General features: G+C 73.7%; 24 protein-coding genes. 8 read left to right on the top strand and 16 right to left on the bottom strand.

What is annotated here, in order from left to right; all coding sequences use genetic code 11:
• Positions 1-22 precede the first annotated feature (22 nt).
• Entirely contained in the window at positions 23-1156 is a 1134-nt protein-coding gene (locus tag IEZ04_RS03645; protein WP_189215105.1) for an Mrp/NBP35 family ATP-binding protein, read from the top strand.
• Positions 1157-1231: 75 nt separating this feature from the next.
• On the opposite strand, the gene IEZ04_RS03640 is transcribed toward IEZ04_RS03645, so the two are convergent.
• From IEZ04_RS03640 to sigE, 5 genes are all read right to left on the bottom strand, one after another.
• Complete coding sequence (locus IEZ04_RS03640; protein ID WP_189215104.1) at positions 1232-1888, bottom strand: hypothetical protein; 657 nt, start codon at positions 1886-1888, stop codon at positions 1232-1234.
• 382 nt (positions 1889-2270) lie between these two features.
• Positions 2271-2732 (bottom strand): sec-independent translocase, encoded by a 462-nt coding sequence (locus IEZ04_RS03635; protein WP_189215103.1) that lies wholly within the window; start codon positions 2730-2732, stop codon positions 2271-2273.
• A 223-nt stretch (positions 2733-2955) separates the two neighbouring features.
• On the bottom strand, positions 2956-4692 hold the full coding sequence (locus IEZ04_RS03630) for a trypsin-like peptidase domain-containing protein (RefSeq protein ID WP_189215102.1): 1737 nt from the start codon (positions 4690-4692) through the stop codon (positions 2956-2958).
• A gap of 137 nt (positions 4693-4829) precedes the next feature.
• Positions 4830-6140, bottom strand: a complete 1311-nt coding sequence (locus IEZ04_RS03625) for an anti-sigma factor family protein (protein ID WP_189215101.1) — start codon at positions 6138-6140, stop codon at positions 4830-4832.
• Entirely contained in the window at positions 6137-6835 is a 699-nt protein-coding gene (gene sigE, locus IEZ04_RS03620) for an RNA polymerase sigma factor SigE (protein ID WP_189215100.1), read from the bottom strand. The genes IEZ04_RS03625 and sigE overlap by 4 nt, the downstream gene beginning before the upstream one ends.
• Before the next feature lie 178 nt (positions 6836-7013).
• Between sigE and IEZ04_RS03615 the strand changes: the two genes are divergently transcribed.
• Entirely contained in the window at positions 7014-7709 is a 696-nt protein-coding gene (locus IEZ04_RS03615; RefSeq protein WP_189215395.1) for an O-methyltransferase, read from the top strand.
• Between the two features lie 120 nt (positions 7710-7829).
• Here IEZ04_RS03615 and IEZ04_RS03610 read toward each other — a convergent pair whose 3' ends face one another.
• Entirely contained in the window at positions 7830-7997 is a 168-nt protein-coding gene (locus IEZ04_RS03610) for a DUF3117 domain-containing protein (RefSeq protein WP_003966491.1), read from the bottom strand.
• Between the two features lie 372 nt (positions 7998-8369).
• Between IEZ04_RS03610 and chcB the strand changes: the two genes are divergently transcribed.
• Positions 8370-9173, top strand: coding sequence for a 2-cyclohexenylcarbonyl CoA isomerase (gene chcB / locus IEZ04_RS03605; RefSeq protein ID WP_189215099.1), 804 nt, complete (start codon positions 8370-8372; stop codon positions 9171-9173).
• A gap of 32 nt (positions 9174-9205) precedes the next feature.
• Here chcB and IEZ04_RS03600 read toward each other — a convergent pair whose 3' ends face one another.
• A complete protein-coding gene (locus IEZ04_RS03600) occupies positions 9206-9784 on the bottom strand; it encodes a DNA-3-methyladenine glycosylase I (RefSeq protein ID WP_308429771.1) in 579 nt (192 codons plus the stop codon).
• Positions 9781-10143 carry a DivIVA domain-containing protein gene (locus IEZ04_RS03595; RefSeq protein WP_189215098.1) on the bottom strand — a complete coding sequence of 121 codons (363 nt, stop codon included), beginning with the start codon at positions 10141-10143 and terminating at the stop codon, positions 9781-9783. Before IEZ04_RS03595 ends, IEZ04_RS03600 begins: the two co-directional genes overlap by 4 nt.
• Before the next feature lie 181 nt (positions 10144-10324).
• Here IEZ04_RS03595 and folP point away from each other — a divergent pair, with 181 nt between their 5' ends.
• Entirely contained in the window at positions 10325-11185 is an 861-nt protein-coding gene (gene folP / locus IEZ04_RS03590; RefSeq protein WP_189215097.1) for a dihydropteroate synthase, read from the top strand.
• Positions 11186-11307: 122 nt separating this feature from the next.
• Here folP and IEZ04_RS03585 read toward each other — a convergent pair whose 3' ends face one another.
• Complete coding sequence (locus tag IEZ04_RS03585; RefSeq protein ID WP_189215096.1) at positions 11308-12066, bottom strand: LOG family protein; 759 nt, start codon at positions 12064-12066, stop codon at positions 11308-11310.
• Positions 12067-12183: 117 nt separating this feature from the next.
• On the bottom strand, positions 12184-13263 hold the full coding sequence (gene dapE, locus IEZ04_RS03580) for a succinyl-diaminopimelate desuccinylase (protein WP_189215095.1): 1080 nt from the start codon (positions 13261-13263) through the stop codon (positions 12184-12186).
• A 99-nt stretch (positions 13264-13362) separates the two neighbouring features.
• Here dapE and IEZ04_RS03575 point away from each other — a divergent pair, with 99 nt between their 5' ends.
• Positions 13363-14352, top strand: coding sequence for a heavy metal transporter (locus IEZ04_RS03575; protein WP_189215094.1), 990 nt, complete (start codon positions 13363-13365; stop codon positions 14350-14352).
• A gap of 314 nt (positions 14353-14666) precedes the next feature.
• On the top strand, positions 14667-15137 hold the full coding sequence (locus IEZ04_RS03570) for an ATP-binding protein (RefSeq protein ID WP_189215093.1): 471 nt from the start codon (positions 14667-14669) through the stop codon (positions 15135-15137).
• 99 nt (positions 15138-15236) lie between these two features.
• Here IEZ04_RS03570 and IEZ04_RS03565 read toward each other — a convergent pair whose 3' ends face one another.
• Both IEZ04_RS03565 and fdxA read right to left on the bottom strand, forming a co-directional pair.
• Positions 15237-16328: a bifunctional succinyldiaminopimelate transaminase/glutamate-prephenate aminotransferase gene (locus IEZ04_RS03565; RefSeq protein WP_189215092.1), complete on the bottom strand. Its 1092-nt coding sequence runs from the start codon at positions 16326-16328 to the stop codon at positions 15237-15239.
• 172 nt (positions 16329-16500) lie between these two features.
• Positions 16501-16827 (bottom strand): ferredoxin, encoded by a 327-nt coding sequence (fdxA, locus tag IEZ04_RS03560; protein ID WP_030574877.1) that lies wholly within the window; start codon positions 16825-16827, stop codon positions 16501-16503.
• Between the two features lie 140 nt (positions 16828-16967).
• Between fdxA and IEZ04_RS03555 the strand changes: the two genes are divergently transcribed.
• Positions 16968-18074 (top strand): GNAT family N-acetyltransferase, encoded by a 1107-nt coding sequence (locus IEZ04_RS03555; protein WP_189215091.1) that lies wholly within the window; start codon positions 16968-16970, stop codon positions 18072-18074.
• Between the two features lie 17 nt (positions 18075-18091).
• Positions 18092-18994, top strand: a complete 903-nt coding sequence (locus IEZ04_RS03550) for a transglutaminase family protein (RefSeq protein ID WP_189215090.1) — start codon at positions 18092-18094, stop codon at positions 18992-18994.
• Between the two features lie 165 nt (positions 18995-19159).
• On the opposite strand, the gene IEZ04_RS03545 is transcribed toward IEZ04_RS03550, so the two are convergent.
• The 4 genes from IEZ04_RS03545 to IEZ04_RS03530 form a co-directional block, all read right to left on the bottom strand.
• Positions 19160-21172 (bottom strand): hypothetical protein, encoded by a 2013-nt coding sequence (locus IEZ04_RS03545; protein WP_189215089.1) that lies wholly within the window; start codon positions 21170-21172, stop codon positions 19160-19162.
• A 207-nt stretch (positions 21173-21379) separates the two neighbouring features.
• The gene (locus IEZ04_RS03540; RefSeq protein ID WP_373296243.1) at positions 21380-21829 is read right to left on the bottom strand and encodes a DUF6113 family protein; all 450 of its coding nucleotides are present in this window, start codon (positions 21827-21829) and stop codon (positions 21380-21382) included.
• Between the two features lie 64 nt (positions 21830-21893).
• A complete protein-coding gene (mshB, locus tag IEZ04_RS03535; RefSeq protein ID WP_189215088.1) occupies positions 21894-22895 on the bottom strand; it encodes an N-acetyl-1-D-myo-inositol-2-amino-2-deoxy-alpha-D-glucopyranoside deacetylase in 1002 nt (333 codons plus the stop codon).
• A 131-nt stretch (positions 22896-23026) separates the two neighbouring features.
• Positions 23027-23221, bottom strand: coding sequence for a hypothetical protein (locus IEZ04_RS03530; RefSeq protein WP_189215087.1), 195 nt, complete (start codon positions 23219-23221; stop codon positions 23027-23029).
• Positions 23222-23363 lie beyond the last annotated feature (142 nt).

The following is a 23363-nucleotide window of genomic DNA, read 5'->3' as shown; positions in this document are numbered from 1 at the left end:
GGGGCGCCGTACCATCGTTCCCATGGCTACGGAAGACGCGGTGCGCGAGGCACTGGCGACGGTGAACGACCCCGAGATCAACCGGCCCATCACCGAGCTCGGGATGGTCAAATCGGTGGAGATCGGCGCGGACGGCGCCGTCGCGGTCGGGGTGTACCTGACGGTCTCCGGCTGCCCCATGCGCGACACGATCACGCAGCGCGTGACCGACGCGGTCTCCCGGGTCGAGGGCGTGACGCGCGTCGCCGTCGAGCTGGACGTGATGAGCGACGAGCAGCGCCGTGAGCTGGCGTCCGCGCTGCGCGGCGGCCAGGCCGAGCGCGAGGTCCCGTTCGCCAAGCCGGGCTCGCTGACCCGGGTGTACGCCGTGGCCTCCGGCAAGGGCGGCGTCGGCAAGTCCTCGGTGACCGTGAACCTGGCGGCGGCGATGGCGGCGGACGGTCTGAAGGTCGGTGTCGTGGACGCGGACATCTACGGTCACTCCGTGCCCCGCATGCTGGGCGCCGACGGGCGTCCCACCCAGGTCGAGAACATGATCATGCCGCCTTCGGCCAACGGCGTGAAGGTCATCTCGATCGGCATGTTCACCCCGGGCAACGCGCCGGTCGTCTGGCGCGGCCCGATGCTGCACCGCGCGCTCCAGCAGTTCCTCGCGGACGTGTACTGGGGCGACCTGGACGTCCTGCTCCTCGACCTGCCGCCGGGCACCGGTGACATCGCCATCTCGGTGGCGCAGCTCGTGCCGAACGCCGAGATCCTGGTCGTCACGACGCCGCAGCAGGCGGCGGCCGAGGTCGCCGAGCGCGCCGGCTCCATCGCCGTGCAGACCCACCAGAAGATCGTCGGCGTGGTCGAGAACATGTCCGGCCTGCCGTGCCCGCACTGCGACGAGATGGTCGACGTCTTCGGCACCGGCGGCGGCAAGACGGTCGCCGAGGGCCTGACGCGGACCACCGGCGCGGAGGTCCCGGTGCTGGGCGCCATCCCGATCGACGTCCGGCTGCGCGAGGGCGGCGACGAGGGCAAGCCCGTCGTCCTGACGGACCCCGACTCCCCGGCCGGCTCGGCCCTGCGCGCCATCGCGAACAAGCTGGGCGGCCGTCAGCGGGGCCTGTCGGGCATGTCCCTGGGGATCACCCCGCGCAACAAGTTCTGAGCGCCCGGGCTCGTGTACGGCGTCGGGCGCGCCCCCTGACCGGGGGCGCGCCCGACGCCGTACACGACGCACCGGCTAGGCGTACGCCCCGATGTCCTTGATCATCGAGAAGCCCAGCCCGTACGCGCTCATGCCTCTGCCGTACGCGCCCAGATGGACGCCTTCCCCGGTGGAACCCGCGAGCACCCAGCCGAACTCGGACTCGCGGTAGTGGAAGGTCGTGGGCTCGCCGTCCACGGGGAGGGAGAGCGTGGACCACGCGGAGCCGTCGAGGTCGTCCGCGAGCACCCAGGCCGTCTCGGTCTGCTGCTCCAGCCAGTCGTCGCGCAGGGAGTGGTCCATCTGGCCGGGCCAGGTGCACTGCAGCAGTCCCACGCCGGCGAGCCAGGCCGCCGAGGAGACCGTGGTGGCCTCCAGGACGCCGGTGCCGTCCGGGCTGCGCCGCACGGGGTTCGCGGCGACGGTGACCACGACGGCGAAGCGCTCCGAGCCGTCGGTGGGCTCGTTGTGGACCGAGGGCTCGTCACCGTGCCCGATCGAACCGTGTTCCACGGTCCCGTCGGCTCCCATGCCGACCGGCAGCAGCCGGCGCGGCCCCGTGAAGGCCTCGTCGAGGCCGTACCACGGGAAGGGCGCCAGCAGGTAGCCGTCGACCGTACGCCGGGCGGAGGGGGCCTGTGGCCCGCCCTCCGCGGCCGACGCCTGCGCGCCCACCCGATCTGTCGTCTCCATCTGCCCGGACGCCTCCTCGCTCTCGTCGGACCGGAGCGGCCCGCCCCCCTCGGGCGTCCGCGCTCCCACTCTCATGGTCCGCACAACAACTGGGCAGCATAGCCACAGCGCTTCGAGCCCCAGGTAACACGCCCGGCGCACAGGGCGCGTACGAGGGCGTGTTCGCGCCGTGCGGCGGCTTCCGCGAGTATGACTCGCGTCACGTACCGAAAGGACGTACGGCGCATTCCCGTTCGCCGCCGCTCCTGCCTGCGTGCCGAACGGGTCACGCCCGCAGGCGGCGCCAAGGGGCGTGCGAGGGAGGAACGCACGGCTCAGAGGGCGTGCGCCCGGGAAGGACGTAGTGCGCCGGGGCGCACGGAACGTGGGACGCCCGCGCGGCTCAGGTGGCGTCCGCGTCGAAGGGCGGGCGCTCGGAGGGGTCGAGGTTCTGCCGCTTCTTGGTCATGTCGACGGGGCCGCCGCCCTTCACGAGGGACGGGGACGCCGGGGCCACCGAGGCCGCCGCCGACGCCTCGGACTCACGGCCGTGCACCGCGTCGCTGACCTCGGCCATCTCCTTCTTCAGGTCGAAGCCGTTGCGGATCTCCTTGAGACCCAGTTCGTCGTTCTCCAGCTGCTTGCGGAGATACGTCTTGGGGTTGAGGTCCTCGAACTCGAAGTCCTTGAACTCCGGCCCCAGCTCCTGACGGATGTCCTGCTTGGCGCTCTCGGAGAAGTCCCGGATCTTGCGGATGGTCCGCGTGACGTCCTGTATGACCTTCGGGAGCTTCTCGGGGCCGAAGATGAGCACGGCGAGGACGACGAGCGTCACCAGCTCGAGCGGTCCTATGTCATTGAACACCTGAAGCTCCTTGCGATGTCCTCGGCCCGTACAGCGGCCCTCGGCAGGTCTTCCAGGTCCGGGCCGGATCCACGGTACCCGCCCTTCCCGGCCGACCGGTACCGTCACGGGGCTCCCGGATCCGTGCATACGGCCGGTTTTTCCTGAAGTTCACGGTCACGGCCCGGGGCGGACGCGTTTTCTGTGAGGTTCCCGTCATACGTCTCGAACGGTGACCGCGGTCTCAGCCGCCGCTGGAGGAGCCGAGCGTCAGGGTGACCTTCCGCTCCCTCCCGTCGCGCCGGAGCGTGAGTTCGAGCCGGTCGCCGGGGCGGTGGGCGCGGATCTTGACGATGAGCTCCTCGCCGGAGTCGACCCGCTGGCCGTCGACCTCGGTGATGACGTCGCCCGCCTTGACGCCGGCCTCGTCGGCCGGGCCGCCCGCGCTGACCGACGGCCCGCCGTCGGCACCCTCCGTGCCGACCCGGGCGCCGTCACCGGCATAGTCCATGTCGAGCGTGACGCCGATGACCGGGTGGGTCGCCCGGCCCGTGTTGATCAGTTCCTCGGCGACACGCTTGCCCTGGTTGATGGGGATGGCGAAGCCGAGCCCTATCGACCCTGCCTGTCCCTCCACGTCGGTACCGTCGCCGCCGGACCGGATGGCGCTGTTGATGCCGATGACGCGGGCGCTCGCGTCGACGAGGGGGCCGCCGGAGTTGCCCGGGTTGATCGGGGCGTCGGTCTGCAGCGCGTCGACGTAGCTGACGTCGCTGCCGTCGCCCTTCTCGCCGCCCGCGGTGATGGGGCGCTCCTTCGCGCTGATGATGCCGGCCGTCACGGTGTTGGCGAGGTCGAAGGGGGCGCCGATGGCGACGACGGGGTCGCCGACCTGGACGTCGTCGGAGTTGCCGAGCGGGAGCGGCTTGAGACCGCTCACGCCGGTGACCTTGACCACGGCGAGGTCGTACCCGCCGTCCCCGCCGACGACCTCCGCCTTCGCGGTCTCGCCGCCGCTGAAGGTCACCGTTATCCGGCCGTCGTCGCCCGCGGGTTCAACGACGTGGTTGTTGGTGAGGATGTGTCCGCGCTCGTCCAGGACGAAGCCGGTGCCGGTGCCCTGCGCCTCCGAGCCGCTCACGTGCAGGGTCACCACGCTGGGCAGCGCACTGGCGGCGATGCCCGCGACGCTGTCGGGCGCGCGCCCCTTGGCGCCCTCCGCGGCCTGGGACAGCTCCACCTCGCCGAGGCCGCCGTTCCGCTCCAGGTAGGCACCGACGGCGCCGCCGACCCCGCCCGACACCAGCGCGAGCAGTACGGCGCCGAGGACCAGACCCTTCCTGGCCCGCCTGCGGTGCTGGTCGGTGCCGAGGACCGCGGCGCCGTTCTGCTGGAGGGGGGCCGGGGCGGTCGCCCAGGGGTCGTAGTTCCGCCAGGGATCCCGCGGCGGGGACGCCGTTCCGGTGGCGGCCGGGGCGGGGGGCGCGGAGGCCGGGGCGGGCATGGTCACGGCGGGCGCGGCGACCGTGGGCGCGGACGCCGGGGGGGCGGGCGCCGGGGACGCGGGCGCCGGAGGGGGGGACGGGGTGCGGGGTGGTGCCATCGCCGGTACGGCCGTGCCGTGCGCCGGAGTCGCCGCCGGGGATGCCGTCGGCGGTGTCGCCGGGTGCTGCACCGGAGGCGCGGGCGCCCAGGGGCCCGGTTCGCCGTACGGAGGTGTGCTGTAGGGGTCGGGGTCGTGCAGTGGCTTCGGCCGCCCGGCCGACGGGTCCGCGGCGGCGCCCGCCCGGGCCGCCCGCCCGGCCGGCCCGGGCGTGACTCCCGTCGCGTCGTCGGCCGTACCGCCGGGGCCGGGGGCCTCCTCGGGGCGCCGCAACTCGTAGTCGCCGCTGTCGTCGCCGCGGCCGCCCGGGGCGGCCCCCGCGCCCTGCGGTCGGGGGCGACTCCACCATTTCGCGTTCGTGGGCTTCCCCTCAGTCATGCTCTCCCCACACCTGGTCCGCGGGCAGGACTCGCCGGCGGTCACCGCAGATAGTCGCTTCCGCGTCCGGGGATGCCCCTGCGGACGCGGCCCACCCTGGATTCAACCAGGTTCACGGGCCGCGGCGCAGAGGCCGGTCAGGGGAGCGTGGGAGAGATGAACGTGGAGGACGTGGTGAGGGGCGTGGCGGACAGGCCCGGAGCCATGGGCTCGGCGGCCATGGGCGCGGGCATGGAGACCTCGGAGGCCCAGGGTCCGGCAGCGGCGGGGGCGCCGGGGGGCCTGAGCCCGGACACCGCCTGCCAGGCCGGCTCGACGAGCGGGGGCGACAGGGGCGCCGCGTGCGGACGTATGAGCGAGGACGACACGGCGGAACCGGCCGTGCCGGACGCGCTCGACGGACGCACGGCCTTCGGGTCCCGGACCGCCGGGGCGGGGATCCCGGGCAGCAGGGGCGCCGAGACACCGGTGGACGCCACCGGGGCCCCGCCCAGCACCTGCTGGCCCTGGCCGAGCAGGGGCCCGGGAGTTCCCCGGCGACGCTGGGACTCGGGGCCGGTGACGGCGCCCGCACCGGCTGTGCGCATCGGCGTCACGTTGTTCCCGGAGCCCGATCCGTCCCGGGCCTCCGACGTGTCCGCCGGTCCCCCGGTGGTGGTGACCCCGCCGAGCGCGATCGCCGCCAGGGACACGGCTCCGGCCGCCACGAACGCGAACCGCAGCCCGCGCGAGGCCGGCCGTTCGGCCGCGGGACGGCCGACACGGTGGATGCGGAAGCCGCGTTCACCGGTGAGGCCGAGGCCGAGGCGGTCCCCGGTCCGTTCACGGACCGCGGCGGACTCGCCGCCGCGCGCGAGCCCCGTACCCTCGCCGGACTCGGGACCGTCGACGGCCCCCGCACCACCGACGAGCCCGCCGCCGCCGTCGGAGCTTCTGGTCCGGCGGGCGCCGCGGTCACCGAAGAGCCCGGACCCGCCCGACGGGCCGCGGCCACCGAAGAGTCCGCGTTCCTCCGACGGCGGGAGCGCACCCGCGTGCGGTCCCGCCGTCGCATAGCCGAAGGGCTCGTCCTTCGTCCCGAAGACCCCGGTGCCACGGGGGAACCCCGGCCTGCCGGCCGAGCCCGGCAGTCTTCCCCCGCCGAAGCCTCCGCCGCCCAGCGGCGGACCGCCGCTGTCGGCGTCGTCTCCCCCGGGCAGCCCGGGCAGGCCCTGGAGCCGGGCCAGGAAGCTCTCGGAAGGGGACGGCGGGGCCGCTGCCGCGAAGACGTTCTTCAGCCGGCGCTGCGCGTCCGCCTCCGCCTTGCACTTGGGACAGGTGGCGAGATGGGCGAGGACACGCTCACGTGCCTCGTGACCGAGCTCTCCGTCCACCAGGGCGGAGAGCCGTTCACCGAGGTGCTGGTCGGCGACGCGCCGCTCGCCGGGATTCGGCCGTGATGCACTCACGCGGTCGCGCCTCCTCCTCCCAGCGCGGGCAGGCCGGTCACCACGAAGCCACGGCGCTCGGCGCGGGCCTCCGGTGAACGGTGTGCGAGCGCCTTGCGCAGCTGGGAGCGGCCGCGGTGGATCCGGGAACGGACCGTGCCGAGCTTCACTCCGAGGGTCGCAGCGATCTCCTCGTACGACAGCCCCTCGATGTCGCACAGCACCACGGCGGCGCGGAACTCGGGCGCGAGGGTGTCGAGGGCCTGCTGGACGTCGGCGTCGAAGTGCGCGTCGTTGAAGACCTGCTGCGGCGACGGCTCACGGCTGGGCAGACGCTCGGCCGCGTCCTCGCCGAGCGCGTCGAAGCGGATGCGCTGCTTGCGGCGCACCATGTCCAGGAAGAGGTTCGTGGTGATGCGGTGCAGCCAGCCCTCGAAGGTGCCCGGCGTGTACGTCGACAGGGAGCGGAAGACCCGGACGAACACTTCCTGGGTCAGGTCCTCGGCGTCGTGCTGGTTGCCCGTCAGACGGTAGGCCAGCCGGTAGACCCGGCCGCTGTGGGTGCTGACGATCTCCTCCCAGGTGGGCGGAGTCCACGCCTGCGCGTCCGCTTCGGTGAAGGTCGCGGTCTGCGCGACGTCGGCGGCGTGGTGGTGGTCAGCGGTGTCGTTCACGGATTTCGGCCTTCCCGCCGATCCGAGAAAGCGCCGAAGCACTCCTCCCCGATCCACAGGCGCGGCCGCACCTCCCCTGTCGGCTCTGGTGGTGTCCAGTGGAGCCCCTACCATAGCCACCTCGCCCGTTAGTTCCGGATAAGCGGTTTTACGAGAACTTGACTCTGTCATCCACTTCCCCCGCCTGCCATCCACACCCCCTGCAAACGACCGGTCCCATCTGCGGGTTCCCGGCGCCAACGGATACAGTCACGCCCAGGCAAGCACGGGACAGGGAGGGGTCATTACCGGCAACCGGCAGACGAGCTGGGCGTTCGCCGACGCCTATGTCGCCGAGGACGAGGCGCTGCACTGGGCTCGTGACCGGGCCCGTGAGGCAGGGCTGCGCTCGGTGACGCCCGGTACGGGCGCCGCGCTGCAGTTGCTGGCCGCCTCCGTGGACGCGAAGGCCGTGGCGGAGATCGGCACGGGGTGCGGCGTCTCCGGCATCCATCTGCTGCACGGCATGCGGCCCGACGGGGTGCTCACCACCGTGGACCCGGAGCCGGAGCACCAGCAGTTCGCCCGGCAGGCCTTCCGCGCCGCCGGTTTCGCCAGCAACCGGGCTCGCTTCATCCCCGGCCGGGCCCTGGAGGTCCTGCCCCGGCTCGCGGACGCCGGCTACGACCTGGTCTTCTGTGACGGCGACCGCCTGGAGTCGCTGGAGTACCTCGCTGAATCGTTGCGCCTGCTGCGCACGGGAGGCATGGTCGTCTTCGAGGGCGTCTTCGCCAACGGCCGCACCGTGGACTCGGGCCCGCAGCCGACGGAGGTCATACGGATACGGGAGCTGCTGCGCACGGTCCGCGAGAGCGAGGACCTGCTGCCCACGCTGCTCCCGGTGGGCGATGGACTGCTGTGTGCGGTGAAGCGCTGAGATTCTCCTGTGACTCGGCTCCCGATCCCCTGTGAAAAGAACGCGAAGCCGGGAAAACAGCCGCCCCGGCACCGCGTGTCGGTGCCGGGGCAGCTGAAAGAGTATGGTCGCGTCCGCCCGTCAGCCGACGACCTTCTTGAGGGCGTCGCCGAGCGCATCGGCCTCGTCAGGGGTCAGCTCGACGACGAGCCGACCGCCGCCTTCGAGCGGAACGCGCATGACGATGCCCCGCCCCTCCTTGGTCACCTCGAGCGGGCCATCGCCCGTCCGCGGCTTCATGGCCGCCATGCTCGTTCCCCTTCCTGAAACCAGCTCATCGTCAGCCGACGCCCCAGAAGGGCATGCGCGCACCCGAATGGGGCAGGCGACACCGGCATCGAACACATTGCTTCCAAGCCATTATCCCGCATCGCAGGACCCGATGACCAACATCGGTCGGCATCGCTTGGGCAACGCACGCGAGCAAAACCACCCAATTCGGCGATGTGGCTGCCATACTGCGCCACCACAAACAGCTCCCCCTCTCTTCCGCGCAGCGAGATTCTTTGACGCAGGTCACACATCCGGGCCGCGCCGCCGCCGGTGATCTCCGCCATGCTGTGCTGTGACGCGGACGTACCGACCGGTACGCCGGAGCCGTGACGACGGAGGGGACCAGCCATGGCCGACACCGTGCTTCACGAGGTGAACGACGGGCTCGCGACGATCACGCTGAACCGTCCCGAGGCGATGAACGCGCTGAACGTCGAGACCAAGGTCGCCCTGCGGGAGGCCGTCCGCTCCGCCGCCGCGGACGACGCCGTGCGCGCCGTGCTGCTGACGGCCGCCGGGGACCGGGCGTTCTGCGTGGGCCAGGACCTCAAGGAGCACATCGGGCTGCTGGCCGCCGACCGGGAGGACGGCTCGGGGCGGACCATGAGCACCGTGCGCGAGCACTACAACCCGATCGTGCGCGCGCTGGCGGGGATGCCGAAGCCCGTGGTGGCGGGCGTGAACGGGGTCGCGGCCGGGGCCGGCTTCGGATTCGCGCTGGCCGCCGACTTCCGGGTGGTCGCGGAGACGGCGTCCTTCAACACCTCGTTCGCCGGGGTGGCGCTGAGCGCGGACTCGGGGATCTCGTGGGCCCTGCCGCGGGTGGTGGGCCCCTCCCGCGCGGCCGACCTGCTGCTCTTCCCGCGGACCATCGGCGCGCAGGACGCGTACGAGCTGGGCATCGCGAACCGGGTCGTACCGGCGGCGGACCTCGCCGAGGAGGCCGTCAAGGTCGCCCGCACGCTGGCCGAGGGGCCGACCGTGGCGTACGCGGCGCTGAAGGAGTCCCTCGCGTACGGGCTGTCCCACTCGCTGGACGAGACGCTGGACAAGGAGGAGGAGCTCCAGGTGCGGGCGGGGTCCTCCGAGGACCACGCGATCGCGGTGCGGGCGTTCGTCGCCAAGGAGAGGCCGAAGTACCTGGGGCGGTGACCGCCCGCCCGCGGCGGTCACCGCCCCGCGCGTCAGCTCCGCCGGGCGACGCAGTCCGCCAGGTGGTCGTCGACCAGGCCGCACGCCTGCATCAGGGCGTACGCCGTCGTCGGGCCCACGAAGCGCAGGCCGCGCTTCTTGAGGGCCTTGGAGAGCGCGGTCGACTCGTCCGTGACGGCCGGGACCTCGGTGAGGGATCTCGGCGCGGGGCGCGAGGCGGGGTCGGGGGCGTGGGACCAGATGAGCTCGTCCAGCTCGCCGGGGGACCACTCCGCCAGCACGCGCGCGTTGGCGAGCGTCGCGTCGACCTTGGCGCGGTTGCGGATGATCCCCGGGTCGGCGAGCAGCCGGGCGCGGTCGTCCTCGGTGAAGGCCGCGACCGAGGCGATCCGGAAGCCGTCGAAGGCCGCGCGGAAGCCGGGCCGGCGGCGCAGGATCGTCAGCCAGGACAGGCCGGACTGGAAGGCCTCCAGCGACAGGCGCTCGAACAGCGCGTCGTCGCCGTGGACCGGGCGGCCCCACTCCTCGTCGTGGTAGGTCACGTAGTCCTCGGTCGCCAGCGCCCAGGGGCAGCGCAGTCCGCCGTCCGGGCCCGCGAGGGCGGCGCTCACCGGCCGTCCCCCTGCTCCGGCTCGCGCACCGGGGCGGCCGGGGCGGCGGGCGCCGTCGCGCGGGCGCCGGCCAGGGCGGCCTCCAGGTCGGCGATCCGGGCGTCCCGCTCGGCGAGTTCGGCGCCGAGCCGGCTCAGCGCGTCGTCCACGTCCGCCATGCGGTAGCCACGCACGGCGAGCGGGAAGCGGAGCGCTTCCACGTCCGCGTGGCCCACCGGGCGGTCGGGCGGCAGGGCGTCCCGGAAGCGCTCGGGCGCGGCCTCGGGCAGCACGCCGCTCTCGCCGCCGCCCACCACGGCGAGGGTCACCGCGGCGACCACCACGGCGAGCGCGACGACCAGGAACAAGAACATCAACATCGCTGGGGTCCCCACGCTCGTGGCCGGCGCGCTGTGCGCCGGCGCTGAAGTGCCCGGCCGGCCGTGTCGCGACCGGCCGGGCCGAAGCCGGATGTGTCAGGGTCCGATCGTGCCATGCGAGTCCGGCGGTTAAGGTCGCAGGCGGCTAAGCAGCGGGACGTACTGGGAGAGGTCACAGCGGATGCTCAGGCTGGGCAGGCGGGAATTCGGCGCGCACGAGCCGGTGGTCATGGCGATCGTGAACCGGACGCCGGACTCCTTCTACGACCGGGGAGCCACCTTCGGTGACGAACCCGCGCTCGCGCGTGTGGAGCAGGCGGTGGCGGAGGGCGCCGCCATCATCGACATCGGCGGGGTGAAGGCCGGGCCGGGCGACGAGGTGACGGCCGAGGAGGAGGCGCGGCGGACCGTCGGTTTCGTGGCGGAGGTGCGGCGGCGCTTCCCCGACGTGGTGATCAGCGTCGACACCTGGCGGCACGACGTCGGCGAGGCGGTCTGCGAGGCGGGCGCGGACCTGCTGAACGACGCGTGGGGCGGCGTGGACCCGAAGCTGGCGGAGGTCGCGGCGCGGTACGGCGTGGGCCTGGTGTGCACGCACGCGGGCGGCGCCGAGCCGCGGACCCGGCCGCACCGGGTGACGTACGACGACGTCATGGCGGACATCCTGCGGGTGACCGTGGGGCTCGCCGAGCGCGCGGTGGCCCTGGGGGTGCCGCGCGAGTCGGTGCTCATCGACCCCGGACACGACTTCGGGAAGAACACGCGGCACAGCCTGGAGGCGACGCGGCGGCTGGACGAGATGACCGCCACCGGGTGGCCGGTGCTGGTGTCGCTGTCCAACAAGGACTTCGTCGGGGAGACGCTGGACCGGCCGGTGAAGGAGCGGGTGCTCGGCACGCTCGCGACGACCGCGGTGTCGGCGTGGCTGGGGGCGCAGGTGTACCGGGTGCACGAGGTCGCGGAGACGCGGCAGGTGCTGGACATGGTGGCGTCCATCGCGGGGCATCGGCCTCCGGCGGTGGCGCGGCGGGGGCTGGCGTGACGGGGAGTTCGTCCCGTCACGCCCCTGGGGGCTGCCGCCCCCAGACCCCCGCTGTCGGCCTGAACGGCCTCGTCGTCCTCAAACGCCGGACGGGCTGAGACCAGCGCGCCCGGCCCTCGGGGCTACCGCCCCGCCTCCTTCGACACCAACGCCACCGCCTCGTCCACGTCGTCCGTCAGGTGGAACAGGAGCAGGTCCTTCTCGGCCGCCTTGCCCTGGGCCACCAGGGTGTTCTTCAGCCAGTCGACCAGGCCGCCCCAGTACTCCGTGCCGAAGAGGACGATCGGGAAGCGGGTGACCTTCTGGGTCTGCACGAGGGTGAGGGCCTCGAAGAGCTCGTCCAGCGTGCCGAGGCCGCCCGGCAGCACCACGAAGCCCTGCGCGTACTTGACGAACATCATCTTCCGCACGAAGAAGTAACGGAAGTTGAGCCCGATGTCGACGTACCTGTTGAGGCCCTGCTCGAAGGGCAGCTCGATGCCGAGGCCGACCGAGACGCCCGCCGCCTCGTAGGCACCCTTGTTGGCGGCCTCCATGGCGCCCGGGCCGCCGCCGGTGATCACGGCGAAACCGGCCTCGACCAGACCCCGCCCGAGGGCGACCCCCGCCTCGTACTCGGGTGAGGTGCGCGGGGTCCGCGCGGAGCCGAACACGCTGATCGCGGGCGGGAGATCGGCGAGCGTGCCGAAGCCCTCGACGAACTCCGACTGGATGCGCAGCACCCGCCACGGGTCCGTGTGCACCCAGTCCGAGGGGCCTCCCGTGTCCAGCAGGCGCTGGTCGGCCGTGCTCGACTGGACCTGGCCGCGCCTGCGCAGTACCGGGCCCAGCCGCTGCTCCTCCGGTGGCTGCTGCTTCCCCTCCGGGTTGCCGGTCGCCATGTCCGCTCCCTCCGCCGTGCTCTCTTTCCACCTCAGCGTAGATCGGCGCGGGTTACGGAGGGGGGACGTGCGCATGTCCGCAGATCACCGCTGTACGGCACAGCCGGCGCCCTGCCGTCAGGACGTCAGCCACGCCCGCAGCCGCTCCTCACCCGCGAGGATCTTCGACACCTCTACCCGCTCGTCCCGCTTGTGTGCCAGGTGCGGATTGCCCGGTCCGTAGTTGACGGCGGGAACGCCGAGCGCACTGAAGCGGGAGACGTCCGTCCAGCCGTACTTGGGCTGCGGGGTGCCGCCGACGGCCTCGACGAAGGCGGCGGCGGCCGGGTGGGACAGACCGGGCATCGCGGCGCCGCTGTGGTCGTCGACCACGAACTCCTCCACCCCGCACCCGTCGAAGACCTCCCGCACGTGCGCCAGCGCCTCGTCCTCGCTGCGGTCCGGCGCGTAGCGGAAGTTGACCGTCACCACACACTCGTCCGGGATGACGTTGCCGGCCACACCGCCCGAGATGCCCACCGCGTTCAGGCCCTCCCGGTACTCCAGACCGTCGATCACCGGCCGGCGCGGCTCGTACGACGCCAGGCGCGCCAGGATGGGGGCCGCCGCGTGGATCGCGTTGGAGCCCATCCAGCTCCGGGCCGAGTGGGCGCGTTCGCCGCCGGTCTTCAGCAGGACCCTGAGCGTGCCCTGGCAGCCGCCCTCGACCTGGCCGTCGGAGGGTTCGAGGAGGACCGCGAAGTCGCCCTCCAGCCACTCCGGGTGGGCCTCGGCGACGTGCTTCAGGCCGTTCAGCTCGGCCGCGACCTCCTCGTTGTCGTAGAAGACGAAGGTGAGGTCGCGGTTGGGCGCGGGAACGGTGGCGGCGATGCGGAGCTGCACCGCCACGCCCGCCTTCATGTCGCAGGTGCCGCAGCCCCACAGCACGCCTTCGTCGTCGAGGCGCGAGGGCACGTTGTCCGCGATGGGGACGGTGTCGATGTGGCCGGCGAGGATCACGCGCTCGGCACGGCCCAGGTCCGTGCGGGCGACGACGTTGTTGCCGAACCGGTCGACCGTCAGGTGGGGCAGTGCGCGCAGCGCCGCCTCGATCGCGTCCGCGAGGGGCTCCTCGGTGCCGCTCTCGGAGGGGAAGTCGACGAGCCGCGCGGTCAGCCGCGCGGCGTCCAGCGTGAGGTCAAGCGGGGTGTCGGCCATGCCACGACCCTAACGTCCCGCCCGTCCGGCCCTCTCACCCCACCGGGTTGTCCACAGGCTCGCACGGCACCGGCGCCCCGCTCCAGTACTTTGTACGCCGTGCCAGAGCCCTCTCCCGCGCGTCGCCGTGGCCGCCTCCTCCGCCGCGGCGCCTCCCTCTGCCTGCTGCTCGCGCTCGCGGGGTACCTCGCGGTGCAGTACGTCACCGGCGGGCCGGGCGTGCCGCGCTGCGTGGTGGTGTCCGGGAGGGGCGACGGCGCGTCCTACGAGTTGACCCCCGAGCAGGCCGTCAACGCGGCCACGATCTCGGCCGTGGGCACCTCGCGCGGCCTGCCCGAGCGGGCGGTGACCATCGCGCTGGCGACCGCGCTGCAGGAGTCGGGCCTGCGCAACCTCGACCACGGGGACCGCGATTCGCTGGGCCTGTTCCAGCAGCGCCCGTCGCAGGGCTGGGGCACCGAGGAACAGATCATGGATCCGGCGTACGCGGCGGGCGAGTTCTACACGCACCTCTCCGAGGTGCCCGGCTACTCCGGGCTGCCGCTGACCGTGGCCGCGCAGCGCGTGCAGCGCAGCGGCTTCCCGGACGCGTACGCCAAGCACGAGCCGGACGCCGCGCTGCTCGCCGCCGCCCTCACCGGACGCGCGGCGGCCACGCTGACCTGCCGGGCGCTTCCCGACGCGACCCACGACGGCGGCCCGGACGCGGTCCGGGCCGCGCTCGCGCGGGACTTCGGCCACGACGTGCTCCAGCCCGCCGGCGCCGTCGCCTCGAAGCCCTCGAAGCCCTCGAAGCCCTCGAAGCCCTCGAAGCCCTCGAAGCCTCCTTCCCCGGCCTCCCCGTCGGACGACGGCACCGTCACGATCCCGGTGCGGGCGGTCGGGGCCGCCTCCGAGGCCGCCGTCGGCCGGCGCGGCTGGGAGCTGGCCCACTGGGCGGTGGCCAACTCCTCGCGGCTGCACATCGAGCGCGTCTCCTACGCGGGCCGCGTGTGGGCCGCCGACGACGGGACCGGCGCGTGGCGCGAGGCGGACGGGGGCAGCGGCGAGCGGTCCGCCGGAGCGGTCCGAATCGTCACTGGACAGTAGGCGGCGGCGCTCACCCGTACGGGGGGCCTCCGTCGCGTCCGGTCGACACCGTGCGCGCGTGCCCCCGGGCGGCTCCGGGAGCCTCGGGAACCCTTGGGAGGGAAGGGCCGCAAGGGTTCGGCAGGCACACACCACGAGGGGCGTTTGCCCCTTTTCCTCCCGGACCGATGATGTGATGCATTGCCAACTCTTTACATAGGATCACCGCAACCTTCGCGGGTCTCGAGCGGTAGTCACTGCGTCCGTGCCGGGAACGATCGATCCCTCCGGAACCGGCCGGACCTTCCACAGTTTCCTCCCGTCGAAGGAGCATCATGTCCCTCCCCCTGACCCGCCGGATCGCCCGTGCCGCGCTGTTCACCGCAGCGGGAGCGGCCACGGTGGTCGGTGCGGCCGGCTCCGCGAGTGCGGCGCCGGCACTCCCCGCCGCCCCGAACGTCGGCGGCCTGACCGCCCTGGACGGGGCGAACGTCACCGACGGCGTCGGCGGCACGGCGCAGGACACCCTCGGCCTCGCGGGCAAGACCGGCGGCGCGACCGTGAAGAAGGCGGCTCCGGCCGCCGTCCGGACCGTCGGCCGGACCGGCGACAGGGCCGTCAGGACGGCCGCACCGGTCGCCCAGGGAGCGGTCGCCCAGGGACCGACCGGCCACGCGACGGGTCCCGCCGGCAACCTGCTCGGCGGTGCGACCGAGACGGTCGGCAAGGGTCTGCCCACCGACGCCGTCAACACCAACGGCCTGCCCACCAAGGGGCTGCCGCTGAACGCCCTGCCGCTCGGCTGACGACCGCCGCCGCACGGCGCGGCACGGTACGACGACAGCGGAAGGGGCCCGGGGAACATTCGTCCCCCGGGCCCCTTCCGCTGTGCGCGGGGCGGTTCCTCAGAGCCGCTCGACCGCCGCCGCCACCCGCTCGTCCGTCGCCGTGAACGCCACGCGGACGTGCCGCTCGCCCGCCGGGCCGTAGAAGTCGCCGGGCGCGACGAGGATGCCGCGCTCCGCCAGGTGCGCCACCGTGTCCCAGCAGGACTCGTCGCGGGTCGCCCACAGGTAGAGGCTCGCCTCGCTGTGCTCGATGCGGAAGCCGTGGCCGAGCAGGGCCTCGCGCAGGGCGGCGCGGCGGGCCGCGTACCGCTCCCGCTGCTCGCGCACGTGCGCGTCGTCGCCGAGGGCCGCGACCACGGCCGCCTGGGTCGGCGCGGACGTCATCATGCCGCCGTGCTTGCGGATCTGCAGCAGCGGGCCGAGCACCTCCGGGTCACCGGCGGCGAAGGCCGCGCGGTAGCCCGCCAGGTTAGACCGCTTGGACAGGGAGTGCAGCGCGACGATCCCCTGGTACGAGCCGCCGCACACGTCCGGGTGCAGGACGGAGACGGGGTCGGCCTCCCAGCCCAGCTCCAGGTAGCACTCGTCGGAGACGACGAGGACGCCGTGCTCGCGCGCCCAGGCGACGATCCGGGTGAGCTCCTCCTTGGACAGGACGCGGCCGGTCGGGTTCGACGGCGAGTTCAGCCAGAGCAGCTTCAGGCCCTCGGGGTCCAGCTCCGTCGGGTCGTCGTACGCCACGTACTCCGCGCGCGCGAGACGGGCGCCCACCTCGTACGTCGGGTAGGCCAGGCGCGGGAAGGCGACCCGGTCGCCCGGGCCGAGGCCCAGCTGGGTGGGGAGCCAGGCCACCAGTTCCTTGGAGCCGACGACGGGCAGCACGTGCCGGTGCGTCACGTCGCGGGCGCCGAGCCGCCGGGTGAGCCAGCCCGTGATCGCGTCGCGCAGCTCCGGGGTGCCCCAGACGGTCGGATAGCCCGGCGAGTCGGCGGCGGCCACCAGGGCTTTCTGGACCAGCTCGGGGACCGGGTCGACCGGGGTGCCGACGGACAGGTCGACGATGCCGCCCGGGTGGGCGGCGGCGGTCGCCTTGTAGGGCTCCAGCTTGTCCCAGGGGAAGGTGGGAAGCCTGTCGCTGACTGCGGACACGGTTACTGGCTCACTTTCTCGTACGCGCGTTCCTCGGGTGCGGTGACCGGGAGTACGTACTGTCGGTACGGCGAACGCCTCGGTCCCGCACGGCGATCAGGGCGATCGGGCCGTACGGGACCGAGGCGGCGCGGGTGCGGACCGCTTCAGCGGTCCTGCTTCGGCGGGGCGCTCAGTGACCCTGGTTCATCGGGGGCAGGCCCGCGACGAACGGGTGGTCGCGCTCGATCAGACCCAGCTTGCTGGCGCCGCCGGGCGAGCCCAGCTCGTCGAAGAACTCGACGTTCGCCTTGTAGTAGTCCTTCCACTCCTCCGGAGTGTCGTCCTCGTAGAAGATCGCCTCGACCGGGCAGACCGGCTCACAGGCACCACAGTCGACGCATTCGTCCGGGTGGATGTAGAGGGACCGCTGGCCCTCATAAATGCAGTCGACCGGGCACTCCTCGATGCACGCCTTGTCCTTGACGTCGACACAAGGCTCTGCGATGACGTAGGTCACGCTGTCGTTCCTCCTCAGATGGGCGCTGGCGGGCCTCCTCAGGCTCCGCCGCCTGGCGCGCGGGAGCGCGGCGTCGTCGATGCCCGCACCTAGTATCTCCGTTCCTGGGCACGATCCGAACAGGAGGGGTGAACCGACCTGTGGAATTCTCTGTCGGCGGGCGACTCGAGGTCCGTATCAACGCCGCTGACGTGGGCAAACGCGTCTCGGTCCGGCGGATCGACGAGGCCGGTGCCGAAGGCGGGAAATTCACCGACACGGTGGGCCTTCTCACATCATGGGACGGTGGTGTGCTGGTGATCACACGGCGCACCGGCGAGCGCGTGCGGATCGCGGAGTCGTCCCTGGTCGCGGGCAAGGTGGTGCCCGCGGCACCGGCTCGCAGACGGGGTCCCGCCGCCTCGTACACCGAGCTGGCGCGGGTGGCCGCGCGCGGCTGGCAGCCGGTGGAACGGGAGCTGCTGGGCGACTGGGAGCTGCGGGCCGCGGTCGAGGTGGTGCCGCGCGACGGGGGTACCCCCGGGCGAGCCGCGGTGGCGCGTCCGTGGGGGGCGGTGGTCGGGCGACGGCAGGGCTTCACGCGGCGCGCGAACTCCGTGCTGCCGGTGGGTGATCCGGGGCGGCCGCTGGACGAGGCGCTGGCCCGCGTGCAGGCCTGGTACGCGGAGCGCGGGCTGCCCGCGTACGCGCAGCTCGCCACCGGCGGCGAGGGCACGCAGGAGCCGCTGTGCGCGGAGCTGGAGCGGCGGGGCTGGACGCGGGAGGTCACCGCCGAGCTGTGGACCGGGGCCCTGGCGCCCGTCGCCGACCGGGAGCGTCCCGGCGGGGTCGTGCTGTCGCGGGCGGTGGACGAGAGCTGGCTGAGCCGCTACCAGCGCAAGGGCGCGAGCGAGGTCGCGCTGAAGGTGCTCGCGAGCGGGCCCTCGGTGTGGTTCGCGGCCGTGCCCGGCGCGGCGGGTGAGCCCCCGGCCGCGATCGGGCGCTGCGTGGTCGACGGCCGCTGGGCCGGGTTCGCGGCGGTCGAGGTCGATCCGGCGCGCCGCCGGCGGGGACTGGCCTCCGCGGTGATGGCGGCCCTCGCCCGGCAGGCCCTCGACGAGGGGGCCTCGGCGGCCTGGCTGCAGGTGGAGGCGGACAACGCCGGGGCGCGGGCCCTGTACGCGGGCCTGGGCTTCGGCGTGCACCACCTGTACCACCACTACCGCGGCCCGGACGCGCCCTCCGCCGAGACGTACCGATCGCCGTGACCGGGCACGAGGCTGCTATGCGTGCGCCCCAGCCACCGGAGCACGGGCGGGCCGCCGAGGTGCGGCGGCGGTTCGCCGAGGAGGCACGCTCGGAGCGGCCCGACCTCGCGACGCTGTGCCTGCTGGTGGGGGCCGCGGCCGACGGGACGCTCGCCGAGGCCGGGATCGACGCGGCGCAGATCGAACTGGACCGGCTGGCCGGACAACTGCCGTACGGCGCCGGCGGGCCGCGCGCCTGGGCGCAGGCGCTGGCCGACCTCCTCGGCGGGCGCTGCGGGTTCCACGGTTCGCCCGGCGACTACCGGCGGCTGGAGTCCTCGCTGCTGCACGAGGTGCTGCGGAGACGGCGCGGGCTGCCCATCCTGCTGTCGGTGGTGTGGATGGAGGTCGCGCGCCGGGCGGGTGCGCCGGTGTACGGGGTGGCGCTGCCGGGGCACTTCGTGGTGGGGTTCGGCGTGCCCACCCGTCGCCCGACCACCGCCCCCCAAGGAGCCTCGCTCAGTGCCTTCTTCGAGGAGCAGGTGCTGGCCGACCCCTTCGCCGGGGGCCGACTGCTGACCGGTGGGGACGCGGAGCTGCTGGTCGCGGGGGCCACGGGGGCACCGCTCGACGCGTCGATGCTCAGCCCCGCGGCCCCGCTGGAGGTCGTCCAGCGCGTCCTCAACAACGTCCGGGCGTGGGCGGCGGCACGGCCCGAGCGGCCCGACGTGTCGCTGTGGGCGGTGGAGCTGTCGCTGCTGCTGCCCTCGCACCCGGCCCGGCTGCGCTACGAGCACGCCCAGTTGCTGGTGCGGTGCGGGGACTTCCTGCGGGGCGCGGCGGAACTCGAGGCGTACGCGGACGTGGTCGCGCCGGTGGACGCGGGGGCGGCCGAGCGGGTGCGGGGGCAGGCGCGCAATGCCCGGGCCATGCTCAACTAGCTTCGCTGTCGAGCATGGCCCGCTTCGGGGCTTCGCCCCGTGCGCCTCAGCGCCGTGGGGAATTGTGTGCGTGCACGGCTGCTGGTTCGTCGGGCTGGTCGCGCCCACGCGGCGGAGCCGCATATCGGCACAGCCCCGCGCCCCTTGCCGGGGCGCGGGGAGCCGTCAGCTCGGGTTCGTCTCGATCACTGCTGTGCGTTCCGCCGGCGTCTTGCCCAGGAGGGCGGGGCGGAGGGCGCCGATGACGTCCTCCGGGGTCACCGGGGTCTGCTCGCCGGTGCCGCGGGTGATCAGGACGCCGTCGAAGGCGGTGCCGTACAGCTCCTTCAGGGCGTTCTTGTCGTAGTACTCGACGAGCTTGCCGTCCTGGGCCTTGACGCCGAGGAACTTCCACAGGGAGTTCTCGGGGCTGAACGCGATGGACGCCCCGCCCGCCTCGACCGTGACCAGGCCGGACATCGCGGGCTCCGCGAACTCCTTCATCATGCGGTCGACCTCGGCGTCGGGCACCGACGGCTCCCGGGTGGTCGTGGGAACCCGCACGGTGCCGGCCGTGCCGGTCTCGACCTGGGTGCGGTACGCGTCCTCGACGGCCTCGGCGGACGCGGCGAGGTCGATGCCCTGGCCCGCCTTGCCGTACACGGCGACGGCCTTGCCGGACTCGAACCTGATCGTGCCCTCGCCCGCCGCTCCGGAGCTGCCCGCGGCGCTCTCCAGGGCGGCCTGCAGCTTCTCCTCGTCGACCGGAATGACGGGGTCGACGACGCGCTGCCGGCCGAAGAGCGAACCGATCACGGACACCGGGTTGTAGTCCGCGCCCGCGGCCGCCTCGACCGTGGCGTCGCTGTCGAGCAGGAGACCGGCCTGGTCCGGCCGCAGCGCCACCGTCCTGCCGTCGACCGTCAGCTTCAGCTCCTTGCCGGTGCGGTCGCCGAGGACGTCGTCGAGCTTCTTGACGGCCTCGTCCCGGGTGCCCCCGCCGATGTCCACGCCGAGCACGGTGGTTCCCTTGGGCACGTCGGAGTGGTTCAGCAGGAGCCCCGCGCCGTACACGCCGGCCGCGACGAACACCAGGCCGCCGGCCAGCAGCACCAGCTTGCTGCGGCCCTTCTTCTTGGCCGGCTTCGCGGAGGCGGCCGGGGCCGGCTTCGGCTGCTCCGCCGGCGTGCGGGGCGCCGCCCCGTCGTGCGGGACGGGCGGACCCAGCCGGTCGTCCTGGGCGCCGGGGGGGACCACCGGGAGGCCGCCGTGGGCGTCGCCGGGGCCTCCGCGCTCGGACAGCGGGCGCTGCGGCGTGAGGACGGCGGTGTCGTCGCTGAGGCCGGCGGGGGTCGGGTAGTCGCTGCCGGGCCCGGGGTGGTCGCTGCCGGGCGTGGCGAAGCCGTTGCCGGGACCGCCGAAGGGGCCGCCCTCCCGACGGGCGCCGTCCGCGCCGTCCTCCACGGGGTACGGCCGGTCGTCGTGGCCCGCCGCGCCGCCGTCCGACGCGGCGGCCGCCAGCGCGGCCGAGACGTCGAAGGAGCCGGTGCCGCCGCCGTGACCGGGCGCCACGGGTCCGGCGCCGGTGGCACCGGGGAGCCCGGAGCCGTTCGCGCCGCCGGGCCGCGCGCCGCCGGGGCCGGCGGGGCCACCGGGCCGGACGCCGCCCGAGACACCGAGGGGATTCGTTCCGTCGGCTCCGCGCTGACCGGCACCGCCCGGGCGCGGCGCGGCACCGCCCGGCGCACCCGCGGCACCCTGCGCGCCGGAGCCGCCCTGGGCGCCCTTGGCGGCGGAGGGCCTGCGCGGCGCGAACCAGTCGTTGGCCTTGTCCCCCGCGGGCGCGGCCGGCGCGTCCGGGGCGGTCTCGGCCACCGCGGGCATGGTCGCCGTCCCGGTGGTCTCCGGGTCGGTGCCCGTCCCGTCCGTCTCGGCCGCGTTCTCCTCGTGCTCCGCGACCGGCTTGCGGACGACGACCGGCGGTATGGGACGCGATCCGGGGATGTTGATGCGCACGCGTGTCGTCAGCGTGGTCTCGGTCTTGCGCTCGTCCGGCCGCGTGTCCGCCGCCGGACGGCCCGTGTCGGCTGCGCCGCCGGGAGCCGTGGAGGTTCCGTACGGCGGCGTCCCCGACGGGTACGCGGCGTTGCCGCGCCCGTTGGACCCGGAGGACGACGAAGTGTCAGTTTCACGACTCAAGGCAGGTTCTCCCGATTGGCTCCGCCACCTGTGGCGACCTGAAGAGCTGGCGGTCCCCCCTCCTCGAACGCGATCGAGAGCGCGGGGGAGGCTCGGCGGCGCGCACCACGATACTGGCCGCTTCTGGCGCTGGTACCGGGGCCGTTGGCGAAACCCGCACGGTACCCGCACCGATGGCCCGTGGCCCGTCCGTGGCGAAGTGGTACGTCACTTCCCAAGTCGGGCACCGGGGCCCTCCGGTCGCCGCCCCCCGCCGAGCGTGGCACACATCACAGCGGCCGCCATACCGCCCAGCAGGAAGAGGTAGGAACCCACTCCAGCACCGAAGAGGAAGTCGCCCTCCGGGCGGCTGGTGGTGAGCAGGACGACGGCGGTCAGCCAGCCGGCCGCGGGCGCGACGGCCCCCGCGCGGCTGCCCGTCGCCCGTGCCCCGCCCAGGAAGAGCCCGGCCGCGCCCAGCAGCGCGAGCAGCAGCCCGCCCGGGAACCAGGCGGCCTGCACCAGTCCGCCGGTCACGCCGGCCACGGCGCCCAGCACGAGGAGCCCCACGTATGCGGCGGCCCGGCCGGCCGAGGGCAGCGTCCAGGGCTGCACGAGCACGCCGTCCTGCCTGCCCGCCGCCGGTCCGCCCGCCGCCTGCCCGCCCGTCGGCTTCACAGGGCGCCCGCCTTTCCTCCACGGACCGTTCGCGTCGTGTGTCCGTCATACCGTCTCGTACGCATCAGAGGGCCGCTCCGTTCCGGGCCTCGTCCGCCATTTTCCCCGGTGCTCCGCCGCCCTCGTCCTGAGCTGCGTCGACGCCCTCGAACAGATCGGTCTCCCGGCCGCCTTCCGGGCGCCTGCCGCGCACCAGTTCGTAGTACTCGGTGGTGAACAGGGGCTGCGCGAGGTCGTTGGAGAGCGCGAAGTACGGTTCCGCGACCGCGATCTGGGTGGCGTGCGCCCGCATGGCGGCGGCCTTGGCGGCGGCGTGGGCGGTGCCGTCGATCGCGGTGGTGACGACCTCGTCGTCGACGACGCCGGGGACGTCGGTGACGGCGGCGGCACGGGTGAAGGGCAGCCGGCCGGGCTCGGCCAGCTCCTCGCGCAGCCGGGCGAAGCCCGCCACGGCCACCGAGCGCGGCACCCGGTTCCAGTACACCTTGGCGATCCGCCAGGGCGCGCCCGTCTCCGCGGCGAAGCCCGGGTCGGCGGCCAGGTCGACGGCGCGCATGGCGACGCGGTGCGCCTGGATGTGGTCCGGGTGGCCGTAGCCGCCGTCCGGGTCGTAGGTGACGAGGACCTGGGGGCGGACCTCGCGGATCACCGCGACGAGGTGGGACGCGGCCTCGTCGACGTCGGCGGCCCAGAAGGCGCCCGGACGGGCGTTCTGCTCGGTGCCCATCATCCCGGAGTCGCGGTAGCGCCCCTGTCCGCCGAGGAACCGGTGGTCGGTGACGCCCAGCTCCTTCATGGCCCCGGTCAGCTCGCCCGCGCGGTACGGCCCCAGCGTGCCGTCACGGTCGGGCGCGAGGTGGGCGAGGCCGGGCGGGATGACCTCGCCCTCCTCGCCGAGGGTGCAGGTCACCAGCGTCACGTGGGCGCCCTCGGCCGCGTACCTGGCCATGGTCGCGCCGTTGTTGATCGACTCGTCGTCCGGGTGGGCGTGCACCAGGAGCAGCCGCCGAGCGAGGCGGGACGGGGGTGCTCCCGGAGGCGTGCCGGGGGAGGGCAGATCGCTCATGCGGCCAACCCTACGAGGCCGTCGCCCGCGCCCAAGCCGGGCACGGGCGTTTCGAAGGGCACGGACCGGGAAAGCGGTGCGGACCGGGGGCGCACCGGGATCGGACGGATCGGGGACCGGTCAGGGACGGATCAGAACTTGATACTGCCGATCATGCCCGCGATGTTGCTCGTGAGTTCGCTGATCGTCGGGGCGATCGAGGAGGCGGCGAGATAGAAACCGAGCAGTACGCAGATGACCGCGTGTATGGCCTTCAACCCTGATTTCTTGATCAGGATGAAGACGATGATCGCCAGCAGCACCACCGCCGAAATCGAGAGTGCCACGGCGGCTCACCTCCAAAATTCCCGGGGACACGGGGAGTCGAGCTAGGGAACGCGCAATTCCGTACTGAAGCCAGCAGGTTCATACCCACGCAGCGGTAGTGATCATAACTATCCGTACGCGCGCATCGATCGGCGCACGGCC

The organism is Streptomyces ruber, assembly GCF_014648075.1.
Classification (GTDB): Bacteria; Actinomycetota; Actinomycetes; order Streptomycetales; family Streptomycetaceae; genus Streptomyces; species Streptomyces ruber.
This window is presented reverse-complemented; position numbering and strand designations above follow the sequence as displayed.

Excerpts from the sequence above, each read along its gene's own strand:
- IEZ04_RS03645 (WP_189215105.1), top strand. The coding sequence starts at position 23 with ATGGCTACGGAAGACGCGGTGCGCGAGGCACTGGCGACGGTGAACGAC.
- IEZ04_RS03640 (WP_189215104.1), bottom strand. The coding sequence starts at position 1,888 with ATGGAGACGACAGATCGGGTGGGCGCGCAGGCGTCGGCCGCGGAGGGC.
- IEZ04_RS03630 (WP_189215102.1), bottom strand. The coding sequence starts at position 4,692 with ATGACTGAGGGGAAGCCCACGAACGCGAAATGGTGGAGTCGCCCCCGA.
- IEZ04_RS03610 (WP_003966491.1), bottom strand. The coding sequence starts at position 7,997 with ATGGCGGCCATGAAGCCGCGGACGGGCGATGGCCCGCTCGAGGTGACC.
- chcB (WP_189215099.1), top strand. The coding sequence starts at position 8,370 with ATGGCCGACACCGTGCTTCACGAGGTGAACGACGGGCTCGCGACGATC.
- IEZ04_RS03595 (WP_189215098.1), bottom strand. The coding sequence starts at position 10,143 with ATGTTGATGTTCTTGTTCCTGGTCGTCGCGCTCGCCGTGGTGGTCGCC.
- folP (WP_189215097.1), top strand. The coding sequence starts at position 10,325 with ATGCTCAGGCTGGGCAGGCGGGAATTCGGCGCGCACGAGCCGGTGGTC.
- IEZ04_RS03585 (WP_189215096.1), bottom strand. The coding sequence starts at position 12,066 with ATGGCGACCGGCAACCCGGAGGGGAAGCAGCAGCCACCGGAGGAGCAG.
- dapE (WP_189215095.1), bottom strand. The coding sequence starts at position 13,263 with ATGGCCGACACCCCGCTTGACCTCACGCTGGACGCCGCGCGGCTGACC.
- IEZ04_RS03570 (WP_189215093.1), top strand. The coding sequence starts at position 14,667 with ATGTCCCTCCCCCTGACCCGCCGGATCGCCCGTGCCGCGCTGTTCACC.
- IEZ04_RS03550 (WP_189215090.1), top strand. The coding sequence starts at position 18,092 with ATGCGTGCGCCCCAGCCACCGGAGCACGGGCGGGCCGCCGAGGTGCGG.
- mshB (WP_189215088.1), bottom strand. The coding sequence starts at position 22,895 with ATGAGCGATCTGCCCTCCCCCGGCACGCCTCCGGGAGCACCCCCGTCC.